Source organism: Nonomuraea sp. NPDC005650, from assembly GCF_040605375.1.
In the GTDB taxonomy this organism is placed as follows: Bacteria; Actinomycetota; Actinomycetes; order Streptosporangiales; family Streptosporangiaceae; genus Nonomuraea.
In genome coordinates this window covers 226,338-248,614 of sequence record NZ_JBEXCR010000005.1, presented here as the reverse complement: position 1 = coordinate 248,614, position 22,277 = coordinate 226,338, and the positions used below count along the sequence as shown (strand labels likewise).

Below are 22,277 nucleotides of genomic sequence, written 5' to 3'. Positions count from 1 at the left end.
CACCCGCTCGTACATGACCGCCGCGGAGCGGTCTCAACCCTTACTTGATGCCCAGTGCGCCCGCGATTGCCTTCGCCGTCACCTCAATGATGTTGGGAACGTAGAAGATCACGCCAATGGCCACAGCCAGTATCAGGAACTGTACGAAACGTGTGATCTCGCGGGTGAAGAGGAAGAAGAGCGCGACCACGGAGACGACGACAAGGAACAACGGGGCGAAGAACCCGCGCAGGAAGTCGGCCAGGCCCCCGGTGTCGGGACCGGTGGCCGGGGGCGTGGGCGTCATCTCGATCAAGTGGAGCAGTACGGTCTTCAAGGTCACTTCTTGTCCTCCCGGGGGGTACCGATGAGCGGCGTGGCCGTGCCTCTATCCAACAACCCGGCCGGCGCCGCGGATGTCGGCGACGAACCACTTGTCGCCCTGCTTCTCGACGGTCAGCCGGTAGGCCATCTCCAGCGTGCCGCCCACAGCCGCGGCATCGGTGGTGTCGGGGGTGGCGGGCGTCTCGCTGTTCGGCACGACCCACACCACGACCGCCTGGATCTCTCGGGTGGCACCCCCCACAGGCACCACGACCTTCTTCAGCTCCCTGAACGTGAACGTGCCGCCGAAGCTCGGCAGGGTCCGGCCCGCGGCGACGTAACGCTGCAGCCCGGCGGCGTCGCCGGAGGCGTAGTCGGTGAAGAAGCCCTTCAGTTGCTCTTTGAGCTCGCTCGCGGTGGCCTCGTCGGTCTCCGGCGCGGCCACCTGCGGCACGTCGGCCGGGGCCGGGGCGGGCAGGACCGCGGGCCGGCCGACGACGGCGAACCTGCTGCCGGACTCGTCGCCCGAGTAGTAGAGCGGGACCGACAGCATCAACCTGCGCGGGCCTGACTGGAAGGCCACGCTGACCAGGGCGTTGTGGGCGTCGCTCGCGTCGAGGTCGTACGGCTGGATGGCCACGGCCGCGAACTTGCCGTAGCCGTCCCAGCCCATTTGCGGATCCATGCCCTCGGCCAGGAAAGCGGCCAGCTTACGCGACCTGCTCGCCGCGTCGTCCGGGCTGAAATTGAGATAGACCCCGGCGAACTGGGCGGCGAAAGCCATGCCCCGATCGGCGGGAAAACCGTGATGAGCTGGCGCGACACCATTGGGCGTCGCTGCCGTTTGTTGAGTAAATCGCTCAAATGGGGCACGAACCCCATTAACCACGACAACGATGATAAGTGCCCAAAGAATGACACGACCGGTCCATACCAGCCATCGCCCGCCGCCACCCGGCCAGCCACGCCGCGGCCGCCGAGGCGGCGGCGCGTCGAAGTCAGCCGTGTCCAGGCGCGCGGAAAGCCCGGGGTCGCCAGCGATCCGAGGATCGTGCTGGACGGTAGACCTACGAGCCATCACGCCTCCGCTCGCGCCGATCCCCCCGGCTGGCGCGGTGTCGTCCGTTGCCGATCCCCATCATCCGCGGTGAAGTAGTCACCCTATCCGGTCTCCGCCATTGTTCCAGGAAAGCCACGCCCATGCTGCGGCATGACCGTCCTGACGGCAAACCGGGGCGGATGGCAGGCGTCATTGCCGATTCCTGAGACTTCCCGGTGGAATCAGCTTTTGACCAGGCCAGATACCTAAAATGGCATAGCCCGACGGCCACGGATTCCTGTCCAACCGGGCATGGACACTCGCTACCTGCGGATTTGGTTGGTATGGCTCGCGGAGCGGAGCCAGGGCCGTCAGGCGGGCTCCGGGTCCTGGCTGGGCCGCGGCTGACGCCTGCTGTGCAGGTCCACAACCGTCGGCTGCACCGCCCGCTCCAGGGAGCCGCGCAGATCCGCCAGCATGTCGGCGGCGTCCCGCTCGCGGATGCGCGTCACCATCTCGTTGCGCTCGTCGACCTTCCTGCGCAGGTACGCCTCGCGGTTGACGCGCAGGCCGTACATGAGCTCGACCCTGATCAGGGCGAGCTCCTCCTCGAGGCTGATGCCCGCGAGCGTGGGTGCAGGACGTCGTTTCCGGATGATGCGACGGATCATTGAGGGCCTCCCGAGTCAGCGTGAACGCCGTGACGATTCGACGCGCGGGGGCCCAAAGTGGTTGACGCATCAGTTATCCCGGGATCAGACGTCCTACCGATTCCCGGGATCAGACGTCTTCTGAGGGGGCATCGCCGCCGTCACCGAAGGTAACTTACCGTAGCGAACGGCGGCTTTCCGTGATTGACCACGCGGACACCCCGGCCCGTGCTCAGACGTTGAAGCGGAACTCCACCACGTCGCCGTCGCGCATGACGTAGTCCTTGCCCTCGACGCGGGCCTTGCCCGCCGAGCGGGCGTTGGCGATGGAGCCCACCTCGACCAGGTCGTCGAAGGAGACGACCTCGGCCTTGATGAAGCCGCGCTGGAAGTCGGTGTGGATCACGCCGGCCGCCTCGGGCGCGGTGGCGCCCTTGGGGATCGTCCAGGCCCTGGTCTCCTTGGGCCCGGCCGTGAGGTACGTCTGCAGGCCGAGCGTGTCGAAGCCGACCCTGGCCAGCTGCCGCAGCCCCGACTCCTCCTGGCCGACGGACTGCAGGAGCTCCAGCGCCTCCTCCTCGTCGAGCTCGACCAGCTCCGACTCGATCTTGGCGTCCATGAAGACCGCCTCGGCGGGCGCGACCAGCGTCGCCAGCTGCTCCCGGAGCGCGGAGTCGCCCAGCTCGTCGGCGTCGAGGTTGAACACGTACAGGAACGGCTTGGCCGTCAGCAGGTGAAGGTCGCGCAGCCCGTCGCGGTCGAGACCGCTCTCGAAGATGGTCTTGCCAGTCTCCAGCACGCTCAGCGCGGCCTCGGCGGCCTCCAGCGCGGGCTTCTTGTCCTTGTTGGTGCGCGCCTCCTTCTGCAGGCGCGGGATGGCCTTCTCGACCGTCTGCAGGTCGGCCATGATCAACTCGGTGTTGATGGTCTCGATGTCGCGCTTGGGAGAGATGTCGCCGTCCACGTGCGTGACGTCGGGGTCGCTGAAGACGCGCACCACCTGGCAGATCGCGTCGGTGTCGCGGATGTTGGCGAGGAACTGGTTGCCCCTGCCCTGCCCCTCCGAGGCGCCCTTGACCAGGCCCGCGACGTCGACGAACTCGACCTTGGCGGGCAGGATGCGGGCCGAGCTGAAGATCTCGGCCAGCTTGGGCAGCCGGTCGTCGGGCACGCCCACGATGCCCACGTTGGGCTCGATGGTGGCGAACGGGTAGTTCGCGGCGAGCGCGTTGCCGGACTTCGTCAGCGCGTTGAAGAGCGTGGACTTGCCGACGTTGGGCAGACCGACGATACCGATAGAGAGACTCACGGAGCCCAAGTTTACGTGCTGAGCGTAACGAGCGTGTCGGGCCGGAGCGGCGCGTCGAAGTCCTGCAATCATCGATCAAGTGGATGTCGTCTCGCTTCTCGTAGGTCTGGCCGCCGGGCTCGTCATCGGATTCCTGGTGGCCAGGACGCGGGCCGCGGTGCGGGTGGCCGAGGCGGACGCGCGGGCCAAGTCGGCCGCCGACAAGCTGGTCTACGTCGAGGAGCAGCTCGCCGAGCGCTTCCAGGCCCTGTCCACGCGGGCCCTCGACGTCAACAACATCCGCTTCCTGGAGCTGGCCGAGACCAGGCTGGCCGCCACCCGCGCCGAGGCCACGGGCGATCTGGAGCAGCGCAGGCAGGCCGTCGAGCACCTGGTGGAGCCGCTGAAGGACGCGCTCGCCCGGGTCGAGTCGCAGCTGCGCGACACCGAGTCCGGCCAGCGCGCGGCCCGCGCCGAGCTGGCCAAGCAGATGGAGTTCGTACGGCAGAGCAACGAGCAGCTGCGCTCCCAGACCACGGCCCTGGTCAGGGCCCTGCAGCGGCCCGAGGCGCGGGGCAGGTGGGGCGAGCTCCAGCTGCGCAGGGTCGCCGAGATCGCCGGCATGCAACACCACTGCGACTTCGACGAGCAGGTCACCGAGGGCCCCATGCGCCCCGACATGGTCGTCAGGCTCGCCGGCGGCAAGAACATCGTGGTCGACTCCAAAGTCTCGCTGGCGGCCTACCTGGAGGCCGCGGAGGCGTCCGACGAGAGCCTGGCCACGGTCAGGCTCGACGCCCACGCCCGGCACGTCCGCGAGCACATCGACAGGCTGGCGGCCAAGGCCTACTGGCAGGGGTTCAACCCGTCGCCCGAGTTCGTGGTGCTGTTCATCCCCGGCGAGGCGTTCCTGGCCCCGGCGCTGGAGCGCGATCCCGGGCTGCTCGAATACGCCATGACGCGGCGGGTCCACATCGCCACGCCGACGACGCTGATCACGATGCTGCGCACCGCGCACTACGCCTGGCAGCAGGCCGCGCTGAGCGAGAACGCGCGGGCGGTGTTCGAGCTGGGCAAGGAGCTGTACGAGCGGCTGTCGTCCCTCGGCAGGAACGTCGAGTCGCTCGGCAGGGCGCTGGCGCGGGCCGTGGAGGCGTACAACAAGTCGGTCGGATCGCTCGAAAGCCGTGTCCTGGTCACCGCTCGCAAACTGCACGATCTGGGCGTCGTGAACGGCGATCTCGACGCTCCTGAGATGCTCGAAGGCCTGCCCAGGCCCCTGGCATCCCCCGAACTGCTGGAAACCTCGCCTCTGCTTTCCCACTCGAACGGTAAGTTGGCCAACGGGTCGCAATAAATCGGGGGTGGGGCATTGGGTGAGAAGAGGCGTTCCGCGGTCAGGCTGACCGCTCGCGGCGCCATCGCGCTCGCCCTGATCACCACCTTGGCGGGCTACGTGCTGGCGACCCTGCTCGACATCCAGTACATCGTGGGCGCGGCCTTCGTGCTGGCGAGCCTGCTGGGCGTGCTCATGGTCAACCGGCGCGAGCTGCTGTCGCTGGTGGTGACGCCGCCGCTGGTGTTCTTCTGCGCCACGCTCTTCGTCGAGCTGGGGCGCGCGTTCGGCTCGGTGTCGATCGTGCAGTCGCTGGCGCTGGGCCTCTACACGTCGCTGACGCAGGGCGCGCCGTGGCTGTTCGCGGGCTCGGCGGTCGTGCTGGGCGTCGCGTGGCGGCGCGGGCTCCGCGACAACGTACGCGACCTGCGGGAGGAGCTGAAGGCGGGCGCGGAGGTGTCGCGCCCGCGCCAGCCGTTCGTGCCCGAGCCGGAGGGCTACTTCGAGCCCAAGGTGTACGGGACGCCGCGCGGGGACGACTAGGAGACCCGCAGGTCCTTGCGCAGCTCGTGGGGCAGCGCGAAACGCATGCGCTCCTCCACCGACTCGACCTGGGTCACGTCGTCGAACCCGTGCTGGGCCAGCCGCGCCAGCACCTCGTCGACCAGCTCCTCCGGGACGGAGGCACCGCTGGTCACGCCGACCGTGGTGACGCCGTCGAGCCACTCGTCGCGGATGAAGTTGGCGTTGTCGACGAGATATGAGGCCTCGGCCCCGTAGTCTTTGGCCACCTCGACCAGGCGCTTGGAGTTGGAGGAGTTGTCCGAGCCGACCACGATGACCAGCTGCGCCTCGGCGGCGATCTCCTTGACCGCCACCTGCCGGTTCTGCGTGGCGTAGCAGATGTCGTCGCTCGGCGGGTCGATCAGCGCGGGGAAGCGCTCCTTGAGCCGGGTGACCGTCTCGTTGGTCTCGTCGACCGACAGCGTGGTCTGCGACAGCCAGACCAGCTTGCTCGGGTCCTTGACCTGCACTTTGTCGACCGCGTCGAGCCCGTCGACGAGCTGGATGTGGTCGGGGGCCTCACCGGAGGTGCCCTCGACCTCCTCGTGGCCCTCGTGCCCGATCAGCAGGATGTCGTAGTCCTGGCTCGCGAACCGCCGCGCCTCGTTGTGCACCTTCGTGACCAGCGGGCAGGTGGCGTCGATGGTGCGCAGGCTGCGCCGGTGGGCCTCGTCGTGGACCGCCGGGGACACCCCGTGAGCGGAGAACACCACGATCTCGCCCTCGGGCACCTCTTCGGTCTCCTCGACGAAGATGGCGCCCCTGGCCTCCAGCGTCTTGACGACGTGGGTGTTGTGGACGATCTGCTTGCGTACGTAGATCGGCGCACCATACTGCTCCAAAGCCTTCTCGACCGCTACCACGGCTCGATCGACTCCGGCACAGTAGCCGCGTGGCTTGGCTACGAGTACTCGGCGGGAAGTGGGGGTCTGGGGCTCCATACTTTCTATGCTACGTGGAGCGGCCGTCAGGCCCGCGCGTGCGTGGTTGCCCGCGGTTTGCCAGACTAGCCGTCCATTACTGACCTCCCAGGGAGACGTCATGTCCCTCAGCGACGTGATACGCAACATCGCAAAGACCGTCACCAACAAAGATGAGCTGAAGGAGAAGGCGAAGGACCTTCCGCTCCTCGTGATCCAGACCACGCTCAGCGCGGCCGGGCAGGCACTGCTGGTCGTCGACCGGGTGAAGAACTCCATCAAGGGCCTTGGCAGCAAGCAGGAGCGGGAAGAGGAGTCGCACGACTCGCGCCCCTCCGCCGCCGAGCAGGTGGCCGCGGCTCCGGCGGCGGACGAGGAGAAGCCCGCCCGCAAGGAGCCGGTGATCTTCGCGCCGCGTCCCAGCGCGGCCGAGCCCAACGGCGTCGCCAAGACCAAGCCCGACCCCGTCATCTTCGCTCCGGCGGGCAAGTCGGAGTCGGCGGCCACCGCCAACCCCGAGACCGCCGCCCCCGCCGCCGAGCCCAAGCCCGTGGCCGCGGAGGAGCCCACCCCGGCTCCCAAGGCCGCCGCCGAGACCACGGTCGCGGAGAAGCCCGCCGAGACCGCCGTCGCGGAGAAGCCCGCCGTGGTCGAGCCGAAGGCCGCCGTCGCGGAGGAGACCGCCGTGGTCGAGCCGAAGGCCGCCGTCGCGGAGGAGACCGCCCCCGAGGCCGCTGTGGTGGAGGAGGCCGCCCCCAAGGCCGCCGAGGCCGTCGCCGAGCCGGCGGCGCCCGCCGTGGAGCCGAAGGCCGCCGTCGTGGAGGAGGCCGTCGCCGAGGAAGCCCTCAAGGTGGAGGCCGCCAAGGCGGAGCCCGTCGCCGAGGAGGCCGTCGAGGCCAAGCCGAAGCGCACCCGCAGGACCACCAAGAAGCCCGCCGCCGCCGAGGAGCCCGCCGCGGCCCCCGAGGCGACCGTGGCCCCGGAGCCCGCCCCCGCGGACCTGGCCGAGCCGCTGCCCGGCTACTCCGAGCTGACCGTCGCGTCCCTGCGCGCCAGGATGCGCGGCAAGACCGCCGAGCAGATCAGCGACTTCCTCACCTTCGAGAAGGCCACGAAGTCGCGGCCCGAGGTGATCAAGATGTTCGAGAACCGCCTGGCCAAGCTGCAGGCCGGAGAGTAGTCGTACCGACCCCGTAGTCTTCCAGCCATGACCGACAAGACCTCACCCGAGTCTCCCCTGCCGATCCGCACGGTCCTGCAGATGGTGGGCGGTTGGATCGGCAGACTCGGCACGGTCTGGGTCGAGGGTCAGATCACCGATCTGAGCGCTCGCGGCGGCACGGTGTTCATGACCCTGCGCGACCCGGTCGCCAATGTTTCGGCCAAGGTCACCACCCCGCGCGGGGTCTACGAGGCCGCCGTGCCGAGGCCGGCTGACGGCGCCAGGGTCGTGATGCAGGTCAAGCCCGACTTCTGGGTCAACAGGGGCTCGTTCGCCTTCACCGCGTTGGAGATCCGCCCGGTCGGCGTGGGCGAGCTGCTGGCCCGGCTGGAGCGGCTCAGGCAGCTGCTGGCCACCGAGGGGCTGTTCAACGCCGACAGGAAGCGGCGGCTGCCGTTCCTGCCCAGCACGATCGGGCTCATCTGCGGCCGAGACTCCGCGGCCGAGCGCGACGTGCTGGAAAACTCCCGCAGGCGCTGGCCGGCCGTGCGGTTCAAGGTCGAGGAGGTGGCCGTCCAGGGGCCTTACGCGGTGGGCGAGGTGACCGAGGCGCTGCGCAAGCTCGACGCCGACTCCTCGGTCGACGTGATCGTCATCGCCCGCGGCGGCGGCTCGCTGGAGGACCTCCTGCCGTTCTCCGACGAGACGCTCGTACGCTCGGTCGCCGCCTGCCGCACCCCCGTGGTGAGCGCGATCGGCCACGAGCAGGACAGCCCGCTGCTCGACCTGGTGGCCGACGTGCGCGCGTCCACCCCCACCGACGCGGCCAAGAAGGTCGTGCCCGACGTCGGCGAGCAGCTCTCGCTGGTGCGCCAGCTGCGCGACCGGGGCCGCAGGGTGCTGAGCGGCTGGCTCGACCGCGAGATGTCCTGGCTGACGTCGGTGCGCTCGCGCCCCTCGCTGGCCGACCCGGTGCGCGAGCTGGAGCGCCGGGCCGAGCAGGCCGAGTCGCTGCGCGACCGGGCCAGGCGCTCGCTGTCCGGCTCGCTCGACCGGGCCTCCGACGACCTCACCCACCTGCGGGCCCGCCTGGTCACGCTGTCCCCCGCGGCCACGCTGGAGCGCGGGTACGCCATCGTCCAGCACCCGTCGGGCGAGGTCGTACGCCTGGCCAAGGACGTCTCCCCCGGCTCGTTGCTGACGATCCGCCTGAGCGACGACCGCCTGACCGTACGCGCGGAGGAGCCAGGCGAAACCGGGGACGCGTGAGCGATCCGGGGTCTACCGTCGGCGCATGAGAGGACTCGTGCAGGTCGCCCAGCACGCCGACGACCTCGACAGGGCCACCGCGTTCTACCGTGACGTGCTGGGCCTGCGGCACATCGCCACCTACCGGCCGCCCGGGCTGGCCTTCTTCGACCTCGACGGCGTCCGCCTGCTGATCGAGCAGGGCGCGCCCTCCACGGTGCTCTACCTGGCCTCCGAGGACCTGGAGACGGATGTGGCCCGGCTGCGCTCGCAGGGCGTCGCGATGATCGAGGAGCCGCATCTGATCTTCACCGACGACGGCACGTTCGGCACGCCGGGCAGAGAGATCCGCATGGCCGCGTTCAAGGACTCCGAGGGAAACCTGCTCTGCCTGATGACCTAGCGTGGGGGGTGTGAAGCTAACAAAGTTCACACATGCCTGCATGCGTGTGGAATTCGAGGGGCGTGTGCTGGTCATCGACCCGGGGATCTGGAGCGAGCCCTCCGCGCTGGACGGGGCCGACGCGGTGCTCGTCACCCACGAACACGCCGACCACGTGGACATCCTGCGGCTGCTCGGGGCCGGGGTTCCGGTGTTCGCGCCGGCCGGGGCGGAGCTGGGGGCGCTGCCGTACACGCCGGTGAGCGCAGGCGACGACTTCTCGGCGGCGGGCTTCCGGGTGCGGGCGCACGGCGGGCGGCACGCGCTGATCTACGGCGACCAGCCCGACTGCGCGAACCTCGGCTACCTGGTCGATGGCTCCCTCTACCACCCGGGCGACTCGGTGCACGTGCCGGACGAGCCGGTGGAGACGCTGCTGGTGCCGCTGCAGGGGTCGTGGCTGAAGACCGTCGAGGCGATCGACTTCGTACGGGCGGTGCGGCCGCGGCGGGCGTACGGGATCCACGACGCCCAGCTCAACGATCGCGGGCTGAGCACCGCGAACGCCTGGCTGGCGAGGGAGACCGGCGACGGTTACCGCTGGCTGGCCCCGCGCGAGACCGCCTAGCCGGCCGGTCCCGGCGATGACGGCGGCCAGGTAGGGCGCGCCGAGAGGCCGGTCATCTCGTGGGCGCGCAACCGGAGTGTCGGGACGCCATCAGGAGGCGGCCCTCGCGGGGCGGCCATCGCGGGGACGGCCGCCGACAGGCGTTACGCGGAGGGCCCGCCCTCACCGCCGGAAGAGTGTCTCCGGGGCCGGGGCGGCCCCGTGGGAGGGTGGTGAGGCGTCAGAAGGGTGCGTCGTTGGAGTTGCCCGCTGAGGGCTCGGAGCGGCGGGCCATCGCGGCGGCGAGTTTGACCCTGGCCCCCTGGAGCCACTCCTCGCAGACCGCCGCCAGCTTCTCGCCGCGCTCCCACAGCTCGATGGACTGCTCCAAGGTGAGCCCGCCGGTCTCCAGGCGGCGCACCACCTCGGTCAGCTCCTCGCGGGCCTGCTCGTATGAGGGTGTCTTCTCGTCTCCTGCCACGAGCACCACCCTAGACGGGGCGGCCGACATCCGCAGACCAGGCGGCCCCGTCAGCCCTGGGGGCGCTGCTGCAGGACGGAGGCCAGTTCGGCGAGCTCCGTCCAGTCGGCGGTGCCGGTGATCACGAGCGTCACCTCGGGCAGCACGCGGACCAGCGAGCGCTGGTTCTTGTCCTCGCGGAAGCGCTGCTCCCACTGGACCCCGCCCACCTGCTGCGTGCCGACGGCCTTGTCGGTGTTGGCCATGCGGCTGGCGAACCCGGCCGCCGGCTGCTCGTTGCTCTGCGTGAACATCGCGTGCTGCCGCTTGGCCGTCGCGTAGCCGAGGAAGAGGACCTGGGCGCCGCTCTCACCCTTGGCGATCTTGTTGCTGTTGGGGATCCAGCCCGCCGGGTCCTTCTGCGGCGCCCACACGCCGTACGGCACCGAGTGGCCGAAGTTGGCGACGGTGATCGAGTAGTTGAGCTGCGGAATGTGCTCCTCCCGGCTCTGCGGGGTGACCAGCAGGAACAGCCCTGCCGCCGCGAGGCAGACGAACAGCGCTACCGCGTAGCCGTAGAAACCTTGGGTGAACCGTCGCACACTTGGCGAGGTTACCCGCTGGAGGAGGCGGTCGCCGAAGTGGCCGGGCGGATCTGGCCGATGATGGCGAGCACCTCCTCGGCCAGGCCGCGGTCGCCCGTACGGACGACCTCGGACACGGCCGCGGCCAGCGCGCCCGTGACGACCACCACCAGCGCGCCCTCGTCCTCGAACAGCGCCGCGTTGAGCTGCGCCCACTTGCGCAGCCGGTCGCGCATGACCACGTCGAAGCCGGGCGGCCCGTCGCCGCGCAGGAACAGGTCGGCCAGCTCGCGCTCCTCCAGGCACCCGTCGAGGTAGGCGCGGGCGGCGCTGATGAACACGCGCATCGGGTCGGTCTCGCCGTCGGCGCGGGCCGCGCGGGCGGCCTGCTTGGTCCGCTGCGTCTGCCTGGCCTGGAACTCCTCGAACAGCGTCAGGTAGAGATCGGCCTTGCCGGAGAAGTGGTGGTAGAGGCTGCCCACACTGGCGTCGGCCCTGGCCACCACATCGGTCACGCCCGCCTCGGCGAACCCGTTGCAGACGAAGACCTCCCTCGCGGCGGCGAGAAGCGAGCTACGCGTGGCGGCGCCGCGCTCCGACGTCCGCGGCTGGGCGGCCACGTTTTCCACTTCGCTCATTCGATCTCCTCCAGGCTCCATGGTGGAGGCAAGATCTTCGACGCGCACACCGTATGGCGCAAAATCCGTTCTCCGTTATGGCAGGGCAACCGTGTCGAAGCTTACCGATGTCGCCTCCGACCCGCCCCTGCTGCGAGGAAGGGGTCATCTCGGGCAGGGGATGGGCGGATTATCCGCCTATGGGCGGGAAAAGAGGGACAACTACGATCGACGTAGATTCCCCATAGGAGGCTGCTCATCATGTCCGATCAGACATCCGTACCTCCCGCGCTCGCCACAGGCGAGCACGCCCCTGATCGCAACCTGGCGTTGGAGCTCGTGCGCGTCACGGAGGCGGCCGCGATGGCGGCGGCCCGGTGGGTCGGCCGCGGCGACAAGAACGGCGCCGACGGCGCGGCCGTGAACGCCATGCGCCAGTTGATCAACACGGTTTCGATGAACGGCGTGGTGGTCATCGGCGAGGGCGAGAAGGACCATGCCCCGATGCTGTTCAACGGCGAGCAGGTGGGCGACGGCAGCGGCCCCGACTGCGACGTGGCCGTGGACCCCATTGACGGCACCAGGCTGACGGCGATGGGCATGCCCGACGCGGTGTCGGTGATCGCGGTGAGCGAGCGCGGTTCGATGTACGACCCGTCGGCCGTGTTCTACATGGAGAAGCTGGTCACGGGTCCCGAGGCGGCCGACGTGGTCGACATCGAAGCCCCCGTGTCCGTGAACATCAACGCGGTCGCCAGGGCCAAGCACTGCTCCCCCTCCGACGTGACCGTGGTCGTGCTCGACCGGCCCCGGCACGAGCGGCTGGTCAAGGAGATCAGGGAGGCGGGCGCGCGGATCAAGTTCATCATGGACGGCGACGTGGCCGGCGCGATCATGGCGGCCCGCATGGGCACCGGCATCGACCTGATGCTGGGCATCGGCGGCACGCCCGAGGGCATCGTGGCCGCGTGCGCGCTCAAGTGCCTGGGCGGCGTGATCCAGGGCAGGCTCTGGCCGCGCGACGACGCCGAGCGCTCCAAGGCGGTGGACGCCGGGCACGACCTCAGCCAGGTGCTCACCACGAACGACCTGGTCAAGTCGGACGACGTGTTCTTCGCCGCGACCGGCATCACGCACGGGGAGCTCATGCAGGGCGTACGGTTCCGCGCCGGCTCGGCGGTGACCGAGTCGCTCGTGATGCGCGGCCGGTCGGGGACCATCCGCAAGATCGAGAGCGAGCACCAGCTCTGGAAGCTACGGGCCTACAGCGCGATCAACTTCGACACCGCGGGCTGAGGGCACAGCAGGCCGAAGGCGCCGCAGGCTGAGAGCGCGGCAGGTCGAGGGCGTGGCAAGCCGGAGGCGCCGCGGGCTGAGGGCGTCGGTCAGCGGCGGCGCTTGCGGCGGGGAGGCTCCTTGACCTTCACGTCGCCCGCGAAGTTCGTGGTGCGCACCTCGACGACGGGCGCGCCGGGCTCGGTCGGCTGCTTGGTCAGCCGTACGGACTTGCCCTTGGCGACCCTGATCACCTCGAGCCCCTCCGGCACGTGGATCTCCAGCCCGCCGAAGACGAGGGTGGCGTTGATGATGATCTGCCGGTTCTGCAGGATCGCGTCCCGGAAGTCCAGCTTGGTGGTGCCGAACATGGCCGTCACGTCCAGCTCGGCGGGCACGACCCAGCGCCCGCCGCGCTGCTCCTGCTTGAAGATGGCCGACACGGGGCGGCCGTCCAGGTTGAGCGGCTGCTGGTCGGCGGGCAGCAGGTCCTCGGTGAGCGCGGCCAGCTCGCCGAGCGTGCGCGCGGAGTAGAGCACGCCCAGCCGCTCCTCGAGCTCGTCGAGGGTGAGCCGGCCGTCGGCGTGCGCGTCCTGCAGCACCTGGGCGATGCGTTCGCGATCGGCGTCGGACGCGCGGAGCTCGTGGGGCGGCGGCACGTCGCCCGCCGGATGCGGCCTCCGGGCCGACACCCACTCCTCGGCCAGCCGCTCTCCGACTTCCTGCAGCTTCGGCAGCCACGATTGCGCGCGTTCGTTCACACATCCGACGATAACCGGCGCCCGCGAAAACCGCTCGTGCCAAATCGGCAGATCCGCTCCGTAAGTCGCGGGAATCAGCGGATGCGCGCCAGAAGTCCGGCGATTTCCTCGGCCAGTTCCTGATTCACTTCGGCGTGGCGGTTCAGCAATCGGTACCACATCGCGCCGAAGACGAGATCGACGGCCAGCTCCAGGTCCACGTCCTCCGGCACGGCGCCGCGCTCCAGGACCGAGCGCAGGGCGGCGCGGCGCGGATCGATGAGCTTGACCCGCAGCTCGGCGGCCAGGCCGGCGTCGGACTGGGCGTCGGCCATCAGCCCCACGACGATCTGCCCCGCGACCCCTCGCGCCAGCGCGAACGTCTGCTCCAGGAACGTCACCAGATCGGCCCGCGCGTCCCCGGTGTCCGGTAGCTCCTGGACCTCCTCGGCCAGGACGTCGGTCAGGGCTTCCAGCAGGACCTGTGCCTTCGTCTGCCACCACCGGTAGACGGTCTGCCTGCCGCTGCCCGCGACCTGGGCGATGCCCTTCATGGTCACGCCCTGGTACCCGTCGCGGGCGCACAGGTCGAGCGCCGCCCGGAGGATCGCCTTCCTGGCCACTTCACTGCGTGGTCTGCCAACCATGGGGCTCACTTTACAAGACACCATGCCTCGTTTATATTCGAGGCAAGATGTCTCGTATTGAGAGGAGCACGACGATGCGAGTAGTGATCGTCGGTGGCACGTCCGGCATCGGCCTGGCGGCGGCGGCCCGGCTGGCCGCGGGCGGCGCGGAAGTGGTCGTCACGGGCCGTTCCGAGGAGCGCCTGCGTTCGGCCTTGAAGCAACTCGGCGACCAGGCGCGGGGCCCAGTGAGTGGGCAGGCCGTGGACGCGCGTGACACCGAAGCAATGCGGGCGCTGTTCGAGCGGCTCGGCACCATCGACCACCTGGTCGTCACCGTGACGGGCCGCGGCGGCGCGGGCCCGCTGAGCTCGCTGACCGGCGAGGCGCTGGTCGGCGCGGTGCAGAACAAGTTGGTCCCGCACCTCATGACCGCGCAGGCCGCGCTGGGCGCGCTGAGCCCGGAGGGCTCGATCACCTTCGTGACGGCGGCCTCGGCCGGCGCGGCGCTCCCCGGCATCGCCACGCTGGCGGCGGTGAACGGCGCCATCGAGGCCGCGGTGCCCGGTCTGGCGGTCGAGCTGGCCCCCATCAGGGTGAACGCGGTCTCCCCCGGCGTGATCGACACCGACTGGTGGTCGGAGATCGGGGACGAGGCGCGGGCCGCGTTCCTGGAGGGCACGGCCACGAGCCTGCCGGTCCGGCGCGTCGGCCTGCCCGAGGACGTGGCGGACACGATCGAGTACGTGGTGCGCAACTCGTACACGACCGGGATCGTGCTGACCGTCGACGGCGGAGCCCGGCTCAAGGCCTGAGGAATCCCGGCGCCTCCCACGCCGTTGATCCCGACAAAAGGTCCGGCAAAAGGTCCCAGTAGACGGCGAACGGGAGGTGTGTACGTGCATCGACCGGCGCGGTGGGGTCTCGGTGTGGCGGGCGCGGGCATAGCGGTGATCGTGGCCCTGGAGCTGACCAGCCTCGACGAGATGAACCTGATCAGGCGGACCATCAGCGAGCACGGCCTCGGCCCCGACGGCTGGATCTTCGGGTTGGCGGTGGGGCTGCTCGCGGCCGGGTCGGCGGCCATCGGGGTGTCGCTGGCACGACAGAGGCTGGCCGGGGTCTTCGGCACCGTCGCGCTCATGGGGTGGAGCGTGGGGCTGTTCATGACGGCCTGGTTCGAGAAGCACGACTGGTCGGTCGGGCCGAGCCTGAGCGGCAGCATCCACCGCGCGGGCAGCTTCATCGCCTTCCTCTGCCTGCCGCTGGCCGCGGTGATCATCGCCCGGCCGTGGCGGCACCGCGAGCGGTCGCGCGCCACGCTGGTGGCCTTCGGGCTCGGGATCTGCTCGGTGCTGTGGGTGGCGGGCATCGCCGCGGTCATGTTCATCGGCGCGCGCAGCGGGCTGCCGTGGTGGCGCGTCATGCCACTCGGCCTGGTCGAACGCGGTATGGCCGTCACGGAGGTGGGCGCCCTGCTCGCGCTCGGCGTCTGGGCCGCCGCCAAGCGGCTGGACCCGGCCGAGCGATCCGACCGGCTGGTCGACACCAGGGTCTGTGGGCTGGCGGAACGGAGTGGCGGGCGGCTAACCTGACCCAGCCTCACGTTTGATTCCCCCCCATCAGGAGGCCGTCGTGCCGTCCTCGCGTGATCGTCAGGCCCGCATCGCCACGTACGTCGTCTATGCCGTGCAGGGTCTGTCCTTCGCCTCGCTGCTCATCCAGGTCGCGAACCTGCAGGCCAAACACGGCCTCGACGAGGGCACGCTGACGCTCCTGCTGCTGATCGTGCCCGTGTTCGCGGGGGTCGGCAGCGTGGCGGCGGGCACGTTCGCCGCCCGATTCGGCAGCAGGGTGCTCCTGCGCGTCGCCCAGCCGGTGGTCGCGGCCGCCGTGGTGCTCGTCGGCCTCGCGCCCAGCGTGCCGCTGCTGGTCCCGGTGCTGCTGCTGTTCGGCGTGGCGGTGGGCGCGGTGGACGCGGGCATGAACATGCAGGGCGTGGCGGTCGAGCGCAGGTACGGCCTGCAGATCCTGAACGGTTTCCACTGCGTGTGGAGCGTCTTCAGCATGCTCGGGGCGGCGTGGGCGTCGGTGGCCGCCGCCTTGCCGCTACCGGTGATCATGTCGGCCCCGATGGTCCTGGCGCTGGCGGGCTCGCTCACGTTCGGGCGCGACCTGTGCTCGCCCGAGGAGGAGAAGGTCGAGGACGCCCCGGCGAGCGCCGCCGGGGGCAAGTTCCCGTGGCGGCCGATCATCCCGCTCTGCCTGGCGATGGGCTTCCTGTACATCGGCGACGCCGCGGTGTCGAACTTCAACACCGTGTTCATGAAGAACGTGCTCCAGGCCGGCCCGCAGGTGGTCCCGCTGGCCTACGTCGCCTACCAGGCGACCACGCTGGCCGTCCGGCTCGGCGGCGACCTCGCGGTCAGGCGGTACGGGCCCGCCGCCATCGTCAGGATCGGCGGCGTGATCGCGACCCTGGGCTTCCTCGGCGTCGTCCTGGCCCCGAACCAGCCGCTGGCCATCGTCGCGTTCGGCCTGACCGGGGTGGGGCTCTCGGTGGTGGCGCCGCAGTCGTTCTCGGCGGCGGGCAAGCTCGACCCGGCCGGGACCGGGGTCGCCATCGCCCGCGTGAACCTCTTCAACTACATCGGCTTCATCGTGGGCGCGGCCCTGGTGGGCGGCATCGCGGACGCGGCGGACATGCGGTGGGCGTTCGCCGCGCCGCTCGTGCTGGCCGCCGTCATCATCGCGCTCGCCAGGGGCTTCGAGCCCAGGCGGCAGGCCCCCAACCCCTCCGCCGCCTGATCTACCGCGGGCCCCGTACCTCCGCCACCTCGACGGTACGGCGCTCGCGGAGCGACAGGTCGGCGGCCTCGGCCACGTACAGCGCCTCCAGGGCGTCCTCGATCGTGCAGAGGCTCTTCTCACTGGTCAGGAAGCCGTCGATCTCGTTGCGGTAGGCGGTCTCGAAGCGGGTGACGAAATCGGGCCAGGGGTCCTCCGGGCCCGGCGTGCCCTCGGCCGAGTGCAGCGGGGCACGCGGGCTCAGGCCGACGGCCTGGGTGCGCCTGGTGCCGGCCAGCTCCATGCGGACGTCGTACCCGCCGCCGTTGTAGCGGGAGCCCTGCAGGGTGGCCAGCGTGCCGTCGTCCAGGGTGAGCAGAGCGGCGCTGTTGTCCACGTCGCCGGCCTCGGCGAAGAACGCGGCGCCGCGGTTGGCGCCCGTCGCGTACACGGAGGTCACCTCGCGGCCGGTCACCCAGCGCAGGATGTCGAAGTCGTGAATGTGGCAGTCGCGGAAGATGCCGCCGGAGGTCGCGATGTACTCGGCGGGCGGCGGCGCGGGGTCGGCGGTGATCAGGTGGACGCGGTGCAACTCCCCCAGCTCGCCGGCGCGCAGCGCGACCGCCGCCGCCGCGTAGCCGGGGTCGAACCTGCGCTGGAACCCGATCTGCACCCGGTTGCCCGCGCTCGCCTCCAGCACCTTGACGGTCTCGTCCACGGTGCCCGCCACCGGCTTCTCGCAGAAGACCGGGATGCCCTTCTCGCAGGCCCTGATGATGAGCTCGGCGTGGGTGCCGGTCGGGGTCGCGATGACCACGGCGTCCGACTCGAACGGGTCGCCCGGCCTGCCGTACGGCGACGTACGCACGGGATCGGCCACGATCAGCTCGTCCACCAGCGGATGCGCGGCCAGGGTCGCGGCGTGAAAGGCACCGATCCTGCCCAGACCCAGCAGTCCCACGCGCATGACATCCTCCGATCCGGATCAGGCTTTCTTTCTAAGCGAGCCCTTCTCCCTCAGTCAACATTTTGTCCTGACATTCTGACCTTCAAGCTTCGTATGGCGTCCAGCGCCTTGTGCGCCGGCAGCCGCGCGAACCCCAGCACCACGGCCGCCGCCCCCGCCGACTCGCGCATCGGCGCCACGGACTCGGCGGACAGGCCGGCCTCCTGCGCGACGTGTGCGGCCTTGAGCTCGTCCCAGCCGTCCGGCAGCTCCAGGTACACGTGCAGGCCCGCCTCGATGCCCCTGACCCGCGCCGCCGGCAGCTCCTCGGCCAGCGCCCTGACCAGGGCGTCCCTGCGGCGGCGGTATTCGCGGCGCATCCTGCGCAGGTGCTTGTCGTAGCCGCCGGTACGCAGGAAGTGCGCCAGCGCGTACTGCTCGATGACCGGCGAGCCCAGGTCCAGCTCGCCCCGCGCCCGCCGGACGGCCTCCGCCAGATCGGGGGGCGCCGCCACCCAGCCGAGCCGCAGCCCCGGCGCCAGGGCCTTGCTGACGCTGCCCGAGAGGACCACGCGGCCGGGGGCCAGGCCCTGGAGGCAGCCGACGGGGTCGCGGTCGAAGCGGAACTCGGCGTCGTAGTCGTCCTCCAGGATCACCCGGTTGCCCGCGTACGCCCACTCCATGAGGGCGGCCCGGCGCGGCGGCGAGAGCACCACGCCGGTCGGGTACTGGTGCGCCGGGGTGACCAGGACGGCGTCGCCGCTCAGCTTCCGCACGTCCAGGCCCTCCTCGTCCACGGGCACCGGCACCAGGTGCGCGCCCGCGCGCCTCAGCAGCGGGACCTGGCGCTGGCTCGTCGGGTCCTCCACGGCGAGCCGGAGCGGGCGCTGCCGGCTCAGCACGTGCAGCACCAGGCTGAGGCCCTGTGCCACGCCGCCGACGATGACGAGGTTCTCGGGGCGGACGTCCGCCGCCCTGACCCGCCGGAGATAGCCGGCCAGCTCTTCTCGCAGCTCAGGCACCCCGCCAGGGTCCCCGTAATCGAAGGCTTCCGAGGGTACGGTGGTCAGGACGTGCCTGACGGCGGCGAGCCAGCGCTCGCGGGGGAAGTGGCTGAGGTCAGGAGAGGTGGGGCGATGACCGTAGTACGGCGGGGCGCACACGGGAGCGCTCGACGCGCGGCGCACCGGCCTGGGCCGGGGAGATGGCTTCTGCCGCGGGGCGGCCGGCGGCGGGGCCTTGGGGGTGACCTGGGTGCCGACGCCCACCCGGGACACCAGGAAGCCCTCGGCGACGAGCTGCTCGTACGCCTCCACCACCACGCCCCTGGAGACCTGGAGGTCGGTGGCGAGGTCGCGGGTGGCGGGAAGGCGGGTGCCGGGGGTCAGCCGGCCGCCCCTGATGGAGTCGCGCAGCTCGGAGGCGATCTGCCCGGCGATTCCCCCCTTATCGCGATTTATCTGGATATGGAGGTCAGCCATATTGGTCCTGTCTTCTGGCGGGACATTGGACTGTTTACGCGAACCATTGTCTCCCTAGCATCCTTCGCATGAGAAACGGCATCGTGGGTGCGACCGCGGCCATGTTCCTCGTCGGGACGCTGGCCGGAGTGTCGGGACTGGTGGACGGTTATCCCATATACGGCGGACAGGCCGTCCGGTATCTCGTGGCGTCGGTCATCCTGCTTGTCATAACGCGAGCGCTCGGCCTGCGGTTCGTCCGTCTCACGCCGCGTGAGCTGCTCTGCCTCGCCGGGCTCACCTTGTTCGGCCTGGTCATCTTCAACGTCTGCGTGATCGAGTCGACCAGCGCCGCCGGACCGGCCCTGGTCGGGACCGTGCTCGGCACCGTGCCGCTGGCCCTCGCGCTGGCCGGCGGGCGGCCCGCGCCGCGGCTGCTGGCCGGGGCCTGCGTGGTGGTGGCCGGGGCGACGCTGGCCACGGGGCTCGGCAGCGGCAACCTGACCGGCCTGCTGTGGGCGCTGGGCGCGCTCGTGGGCGAGGTGTGCTTCTCCATGCTGGCCATCCCGCTGCTGCCGCGGCTGGGGCCGATCCGGGTGTCGGCGTACTCGACGGCGCTGGCCGTGCCGCTGCTGGGCGTGGTCGGGTTCGCCTACGAGGGCACCGGGATGTTCCGGCCGCCGACGTGGCCGGAGGCGCTCGGGTTCGCCTACCTGGCGATCGTGGTCACCGTGGTGGCGTTCTTCCTCTGGTACAGCTCGCTGCCCAAGCTGGGCCCCGGCCGGGCCGGGCTCTTCGCGGGGATCATCCCGGTGGGCGCGATCGTGACGGGGGCGGTGCTCGGGGTGGCGATGCCGTCCACGTACGACCTGCTGGGCGCGGGGCTGGTGATCGCCGGCATCCTGATCGGCCTGACCGCCGGACGGTCGCGGGCGGTCGCCGAAGTGGGATCTCCCGGAGGCGCGTAATCTCTTGGGGGACCGAAAGGATGGACATGGGCGAGTTCGACTACACCGACCTGCTGCCGCTGGGAGCCGATGAGACCGAATATCGGCTGATCACCTCGGAGGGGGTGCGGAAGGTCGAAGCGGCCGGGCGTACGTTCCTCGAGGTCGAGCCGGAGGCGCTGCGGCTGCTGACCGAGACGGCCATCCACGACATCTCCCACTTCCTGCGCGCCTCGCACCTCGCCCAGCTCCGGAAGATCGTCGACGACCCCGAGTCGAGCGGCAACGACCGCTTCGTCGCGCTCGACCTGCTCAAGAACGCCTCCATCTCCGCCGGCGGCGTCCTGCCCATGTGCCAGGACACCGGCACCGCGATCGTCATGGGCAAGCGCGGGCGTCACGTGCTGACCGACGGGCTCGACGCGGAGCACGTCTCCCGGGGCGTGTACGACGCGTACACCAAGCTCAACCTGCGTTACTCGCAGATGGCCCCCCTGAACATGTGGGACGAGAAGAACACAGGCAACAACCTCCCCGCCCAGGTCGAGCTGTACGCCGAGGACCCGCACGGCCACCCGGACGAGTACAAACTGCTCTTCATGGCCAAGGGCGGCGGCTCGGCGAACAAGTCGTTCCTGTACCAGGAGACCAAGGCCGTGCTCAACGAGAAGCGCATGATGGCCTTCCTGGAGGAGAAGATCCGCTCGCTCGGCACGGCGGCCTGCCCGCCGTACCACCTGGCCGTGGTGGTGGGCGGCACCTCCGCCGAGTACGCACTGAAGACCGCCAAGTACGCCAGCGCGCGCTACCTCGACTCGATCCCCACGGAGGGGTCGGCGTCCGGGCACGGCTTCCGCGACCTGGAGATGGAGGCCAAGGTCTTCGAGCTGACGCAGAAGCTGGGGATCGGGGCGCAGTTCGGCGGCAAGTACTTCTGCCACGACGTACGCGTCATCCGCCTGCCCCGGCACGGGGCCTCCTGCCCGGTGGCCATCGCGGTCTCCTGCTCGGCCGACCGCCAGGCGCTGGCCAAGATCACCCCTGAGGGCGTCTTCCTGGAGAAGCTGGAGACGGACCCGGCGCGGTTCCTCCCGGAGACGACGGACGAGCACCTCTCCGACGACGTCGTCCAGATCAACCTCAACCGCCCCATGCCCGAGATCCTCGCCGAGCTCACCAAATATCCCGTCAAGACCCGCCTCTCCCTCACCGGCCCCCTCGTGGTCGCCCGCGACATCGCCCACGCCAAGATCGCCGAGCTGCTGGACAACGGCGGCGAGATGCCCCAATACCTGAAGGACCACGCCGTCTACTACGCCGGACCGGCCAAGACCCCGTCCGGGTACGCCTCCGGCTCCTTCGGGCCGACGACCGCCGGGCGGATGGACTCCTACGTGGAGCGCTTCCAGGCCGCGGGCGGCTCCATGGTCATGCTGGCCAAGGGCAACCGGTCGAAGCAGGTCACGGAGGCCTGCCAGCAGCACGGTGGCTTCTACCTCGGCTCCATCGGCGGGCCGGCGGCGCGGCTGGCGCTGGACTGCATCAAGAAGGTCGAGGTGCTGGAGTATTCGGAGCTGGGGATGGAGGCGGTGTGGAAGATCGAGGTCGTGGACTTCCCGGCGTTCATCGTGGTGGACGACAAGGGCGACGACTTCTTCACCGACCGCACCGGCCCCGTCCTGACGATCGGCCGCCGCTGACCGCCCGACCCCGCTGAGGCGCACCCCACCGGCACGGCCGACCGCCGGTGGGGCGGGGCTGCGCCGCTCAGCATGGCGGCCGGCGAGCCGAGATCGGGCGAGGCGCCATCCAGGGCCGGGAACGGCCGCGGCGCGGGGCTCAGGACGGCTACGGGCCGGCGCGGTGCGGGCCGGGCCACTCCACGGGCCGGGCGCAGGGACGATGTGCGCCAGGGGCGGAAGGATGATCAGGCGGGCGGCCTCGTGCCGGAGGGCGCCGGGGACGGGTGGGTGACGGCGTTGCCGGGGGTCCGGCGGGGCGGGTCCGGCGCGAGCGTCATCATGGCCTCGGCTGCCATGGATCGCGGCGGACCCGGTGCCGGCAGGCCGGGAGGGACGGCGCGGACGTCTCCTCGGGCATGCCGGCTCAGGCGGCCACCGGGGCTCGGTGCGGCGCCACGACGGTGCCGTCGGGCAGCAGCAGACCGGTGTCCTCGAACAGCACGACGCCGTTGCAGAGCAGGCTCCAGCCCTGGTCAGGGTGGGCGGCGATCACGTGCGACGCCTCACGGTCGGGTGAATCGGCACTCGGGCAAGCGGGGTAGTGACTGCACATCGCGCACCTCTCAGATTGCGCTCCTGATTCATGGCTTCAAA

The 22,277-nt window shown here is 70.5% G+C and carries 25 protein-coding genes; 12 read left to right on the top strand and 13 right to left on the bottom strand.

Going from position 1 to position 22,277, the window contains the following annotated elements; all coding sequences use genetic code 11:
* Positions 1-40 precede the first annotated feature (40 nt).
* From ABZS69_RS10935 to ychF, 4 genes are all read right to left on the bottom strand, one after another.
* Positions 41-286, bottom strand: a complete 246-nt coding sequence (locus tag ABZS69_RS10935; RefSeq protein ID WP_355369861.1) for a hypothetical protein — start codon at positions 284-286, stop codon at positions 41-43.
* Between the two features lie 81 nt (positions 287-367).
* Positions 368-1,087, bottom strand: a complete 720-nt coding sequence (locus ABZS69_RS10930) for a conjugal transfer protein (RefSeq protein WP_355369562.1) — start codon at positions 1,085-1,087, stop codon at positions 368-370.
* A gap of 626 nt (positions 1,088-1,713) precedes the next feature.
* Positions 1,714-2,013 carry a hypothetical protein gene (locus tag ABZS69_RS10925; protein ID WP_355369560.1) on the bottom strand — a complete coding sequence of 100 codons (300 nt, stop codon included), beginning with the start codon at positions 2,011-2,013 and terminating at the stop codon, positions 1,714-1,716.
* A gap of 211 nt (positions 2,014-2,224) precedes the next feature.
* Positions 2,225-3,301, bottom strand: coding sequence for a redox-regulated ATPase YchF (gene ychF, locus ABZS69_RS10920; RefSeq protein ID WP_355369558.1), 1,077 nt, complete (start codon positions 3,299-3,301; stop codon positions 2,225-2,227).
* Positions 3,302-3,371: 70 nt separating this feature from the next.
* Between ychF and rmuC the strand changes: the two genes are divergently transcribed.
* Positions 3,372-4,637 (top strand): DNA recombination protein RmuC, encoded by a 1,266-nt coding sequence (rmuC, locus tag ABZS69_RS10915; protein WP_355369859.1) that lies wholly within the window; start codon positions 3,372-3,374, stop codon positions 4,635-4,637.
* Positions 4,638-4,652: 15 nt separating this feature from the next.
* The gene (locus ABZS69_RS10910; protein ID WP_355369556.1) at positions 4,653-5,159 is read left to right on the top strand and encodes a DUF6542 domain-containing protein; all 507 of its coding nucleotides are present in this window, start codon (positions 4,653-4,655) and stop codon (positions 5,157-5,159) included.
* Here the strand turns inward: ABZS69_RS10910 and ABZS69_RS10905 are convergent.
* Positions 5,156-6,121, bottom strand: coding sequence for a 4-hydroxy-3-methylbut-2-enyl diphosphate reductase (locus ABZS69_RS10905; RefSeq protein WP_355369554.1), 966 nt, complete (start codon positions 6,119-6,121; stop codon positions 5,156-5,158). The genes ABZS69_RS10910 and ABZS69_RS10905 overlap by 4 nt on opposite strands.
* A 100-nt stretch (positions 6,122-6,221) precedes the next feature.
* On the opposite strand from ABZS69_RS10905, the gene ABZS69_RS10900 reads away from it, so the two are divergent.
* From ABZS69_RS10900 to ABZS69_RS10885, 4 genes are read left to right on the top strand one after another with little or no spacing between them, the layout of a single operon-like run.
* The gene (locus ABZS69_RS10900) at positions 6,222-7,280 is read left to right on the top strand and encodes a hypothetical protein (RefSeq protein ID WP_355369552.1); all 1,059 of its coding nucleotides are present in this window, start codon (positions 6,222-6,224) and stop codon (positions 7,278-7,280) included.
* Between the two features lie 27 nt (positions 7,281-7,307).
* Positions 7,308-8,531 (top strand): exodeoxyribonuclease VII large subunit, encoded by a 1,224-nt coding sequence (gene xseA, locus ABZS69_RS10895; RefSeq protein WP_355369550.1) that lies wholly within the window; start codon positions 7,308-7,310, stop codon positions 8,529-8,531.
* A gap of 25 nt (positions 8,532-8,556) precedes the next feature.
* On the top strand, positions 8,557-8,913 hold the full coding sequence (locus ABZS69_RS10890; protein WP_355369548.1) for a VOC family protein: 357 nt from the start codon (positions 8,557-8,559) through the stop codon (positions 8,911-8,913).
* A 1-nt stretch (position 8,914) separates the two neighbouring features.
* The gene (locus ABZS69_RS10885; RefSeq protein WP_355369546.1) at positions 8,915-9,520 is read left to right on the top strand and encodes an MBL fold metallo-hydrolase; all 606 of its coding nucleotides are present in this window, start codon (positions 8,915-8,917) and stop codon (positions 9,518-9,520) included.
* Between the two features lie 220 nt (positions 9,521-9,740).
* Here ABZS69_RS10885 and ABZS69_RS10880 read toward each other — a convergent pair whose 3' ends face one another.
* Genes ABZS69_RS10880 through ABZS69_RS10870 form a run of 3 tightly spaced genes read right to left on the bottom strand, consistent with a single transcriptional unit; the run spans position 9,741 to position 11,181 of the window.
* A complete protein-coding gene (locus ABZS69_RS10880) occupies positions 9,741-10,010 on the bottom strand; it encodes an exodeoxyribonuclease VII small subunit (RefSeq protein WP_355369544.1) in 270 nt (89 codons plus the stop codon).
* A 20-nt stretch (positions 10,011-10,030) separates the two neighbouring features.
* A complete protein-coding gene (locus tag ABZS69_RS10875) occupies positions 10,031-10,561 on the bottom strand; it encodes a DUF4245 domain-containing protein (RefSeq protein ID WP_355369542.1) in 531 nt (176 codons plus the stop codon).
* A gap of 11 nt (positions 10,562-10,572) precedes the next feature.
* The gene (locus ABZS69_RS10870) at positions 10,573-11,181 is read right to left on the bottom strand and encodes a TetR/AcrR family transcriptional regulator (RefSeq protein ID WP_355369540.1); all 609 of its coding nucleotides are present in this window, start codon (positions 11,179-11,181) and stop codon (positions 10,573-10,575) included.
* Between the two features lie 240 nt (positions 11,182-11,421).
* Between ABZS69_RS10870 and glpX the strand changes: the two genes are divergently transcribed.
* The gene (glpX, locus tag ABZS69_RS10865) at positions 11,422-12,456 is read left to right on the top strand and encodes a class II fructose-bisphosphatase (RefSeq protein WP_355369538.1); all 1,035 of its coding nucleotides are present in this window, start codon (positions 11,422-11,424) and stop codon (positions 12,454-12,456) included.
* A gap of 89 nt (positions 12,457-12,545) precedes the next feature.
* Here the strand turns inward: glpX and ABZS69_RS10860 are convergent, their stop codons facing one another.
* Positions 12,546-13,196: a DUF1707 domain-containing protein gene (locus ABZS69_RS10860; RefSeq protein WP_355369536.1), complete on the bottom strand. Its 651-nt coding sequence runs from the start codon at positions 13,194-13,196 to the stop codon at positions 12,546-12,548.
* 74 nt (positions 13,197-13,270) lie between these two features.
* Entirely contained in the window at positions 13,271-13,822 is a 552-nt protein-coding gene (locus ABZS69_RS10855; protein ID WP_355369534.1) for a TetR/AcrR family transcriptional regulator, read from the bottom strand.
* Positions 13,823-13,896: 74 nt separating this feature from the next.
* Between ABZS69_RS10855 and ABZS69_RS10850 the strand changes: the two genes are divergently transcribed.
* The 3 genes from ABZS69_RS10850 (at position 13,897) to ABZS69_RS10840 (ending at position 16,609) form a co-directional block, all read left to right on the top strand.
* Entirely contained in the window at positions 13,897-14,616 is a 720-nt protein-coding gene (locus tag ABZS69_RS10850; protein ID WP_355369532.1) for an SDR family oxidoreductase, read from the top strand.
* 84 nt (positions 14,617-14,700) lie between these two features.
* Positions 14,701-15,396: a DUF998 domain-containing protein gene (locus ABZS69_RS10845; RefSeq protein WP_355369530.1), complete on the top strand. Its 696-nt coding sequence runs from the start codon at positions 14,701-14,703 to the stop codon at positions 15,394-15,396.
* Positions 15,397-15,436: 40 nt separating this feature from the next.
* Positions 15,437-16,609, top strand: coding sequence for an MFS transporter (locus ABZS69_RS10840; RefSeq protein ID WP_355369528.1), 1,173 nt, complete (start codon positions 15,437-15,439; stop codon positions 16,607-16,609).
* A gap of 1 nt (position 16,610) precedes the next feature.
* On the opposite strand, the gene ABZS69_RS10835 is transcribed toward ABZS69_RS10840, so the two are convergent.
* Together ABZS69_RS10835 and ABZS69_RS10830 are read right to left on the bottom strand one after the other, a co-directional pair.
* A complete protein-coding gene (locus ABZS69_RS10835) occupies positions 16,611-17,555 on the bottom strand; it encodes a Gfo/Idh/MocA family oxidoreductase (protein ID WP_355369526.1) in 945 nt (314 codons plus the stop codon).
* A 50-nt stretch (positions 17,556-17,605) separates the two neighbouring features.
* Entirely contained in the window at positions 17,606-19,015 is a 1,410-nt protein-coding gene (locus tag ABZS69_RS10830; protein ID WP_355369524.1) for a PLP-dependent aminotransferase family protein, read from the bottom strand.
* A 68-nt stretch (positions 19,016-19,083) separates the two neighbouring features.
* Between ABZS69_RS10830 and ABZS69_RS10825 the strand changes: the two genes are divergently transcribed.
* Both ABZS69_RS10825 and ABZS69_RS10820 read left to right on the top strand, forming a co-directional pair.
* Complete coding sequence (locus ABZS69_RS10825; protein WP_355369522.1) at positions 19,084-19,962, top strand: DMT family transporter; 879 nt, start codon at positions 19,084-19,086, stop codon at positions 19,960-19,962.
* Positions 19,963-19,988: 26 nt separating this feature from the next.
* Positions 19,989-21,641: a fumarate hydratase gene (locus ABZS69_RS10820; protein ID WP_355369520.1), complete on the top strand. Its 1,653-nt coding sequence runs from the start codon at positions 19,989-19,991 to the stop codon at positions 21,639-21,641.
* Positions 21,642-22,047: 406 nt separating this feature from the next.
* Here the strand turns inward: ABZS69_RS10820 and ABZS69_RS10815 are convergent, their stop codons facing one another.
* Entirely contained in the window at positions 22,048-22,236 is a 189-nt protein-coding gene (locus ABZS69_RS10815) for a DUF5999 family protein (RefSeq protein WP_185068558.1), read from the bottom strand.
* Positions 22,237-22,277 lie beyond the last annotated feature (41 nt).

What these genes read in the sequence shown, in the direction of transcription:
- ABZS69_RS10835 (WP_355369526.1), bottom strand. Translation starts at nt 17,555, where the DNA reads ATGCGCGTGGGACTGCTGGGTCTGGGCAGGATCGGTGCCTTTCACGCC.
- ABZS69_RS10905 (WP_355369554.1), bottom strand. Translation starts at nt 6,121, where the DNA reads ATGGAGCCCCAGACCCCCACTTCCCGCCGAGTACTCGTAGCCAAGCCA.
- ABZS69_RS10855 (WP_355369534.1), bottom strand. Translation starts at nt 13,822, where the DNA reads ATGGTTGGCAGACCACGCAGTGAAGTGGCCAGGAAGGCGATCCTCCGG.
- ABZS69_RS10935 (WP_355369861.1), bottom strand. Translation starts at nt 286, where the DNA reads ATGACGCCCACGCCCCCGGCCACCGGTCCCGACACCGGGGGCCTGGCC.
- glpX (WP_355369538.1), top strand. Translation starts at nt 11,422, where the DNA reads ATGTCCGATCAGACATCCGTACCTCCCGCGCTCGCCACAGGCGAGCAC.
- ABZS69_RS10925 (WP_355369560.1), bottom strand. Translation starts at nt 2,013, where the DNA reads ATGATCCGTCGCATCATCCGGAAACGACGTCCTGCACCCACGCTCGCG.
- ABZS69_RS10930 (WP_355369562.1), bottom strand. Translation starts at nt 1,087, where the DNA reads ATGGCTTTCGCCGCCCAGTTCGCCGGGGTCTATCTCAATTTCAGCCCG.
- ABZS69_RS10880 (WP_355369544.1), bottom strand. Translation starts at nt 10,010, where the DNA reads ATGTCGGCCGCCCCGTCTAGGGTGGTGCTCGTGGCAGGAGACGAGAAG.
- ABZS69_RS10850 (WP_355369532.1), top strand. Translation starts at nt 13,897, where the DNA reads ATGCGAGTAGTGATCGTCGGTGGCACGTCCGGCATCGGCCTGGCGGCG.
- ABZS69_RS10820 (WP_355369520.1), top strand. Translation starts at nt 19,989, where the DNA reads ATGGGCGAGTTCGACTACACCGACCTGCTGCCGCTGGGAGCCGATGAG.
- ABZS69_RS10900 (WP_355369552.1), top strand. Translation starts at nt 6,222, where the DNA reads ATGTCCCTCAGCGACGTGATACGCAACATCGCAAAGACCGTCACCAAC.
- ABZS69_RS10890 (WP_355369548.1), top strand. Translation starts at nt 8,557, where the DNA reads ATGAGAGGACTCGTGCAGGTCGCCCAGCACGCCGACGACCTCGACAGG.
- ABZS69_RS10870 (WP_355369540.1), bottom strand. Translation starts at nt 11,181, where the DNA reads ATGAGCGAAGTGGAAAACGTGGCCGCCCAGCCGCGGACGTCGGAGCGC.
- xseA (WP_355369550.1), top strand. Translation starts at nt 7,308, where the DNA reads ATGACCGACAAGACCTCACCCGAGTCTCCCCTGCCGATCCGCACGGTC.
- ABZS69_RS10815 (WP_185068558.1), bottom strand. Translation starts at nt 22,236, where the DNA reads ATGTGCAGTCACTACCCCGCTTGCCCGAGTGCCGATTCACCCGACCGT.
- ABZS69_RS10830 (WP_355369524.1), bottom strand. Translation starts at nt 19,015, where the DNA reads ATGGCTGACCTCCATATCCAGATAAATCGCGATAAGGGGGGAATCGCC.
- ABZS69_RS10825 (WP_355369522.1), top strand. Translation starts at nt 19,084, where the DNA reads ATGAGAAACGGCATCGTGGGTGCGACCGCGGCCATGTTCCTCGTCGGG.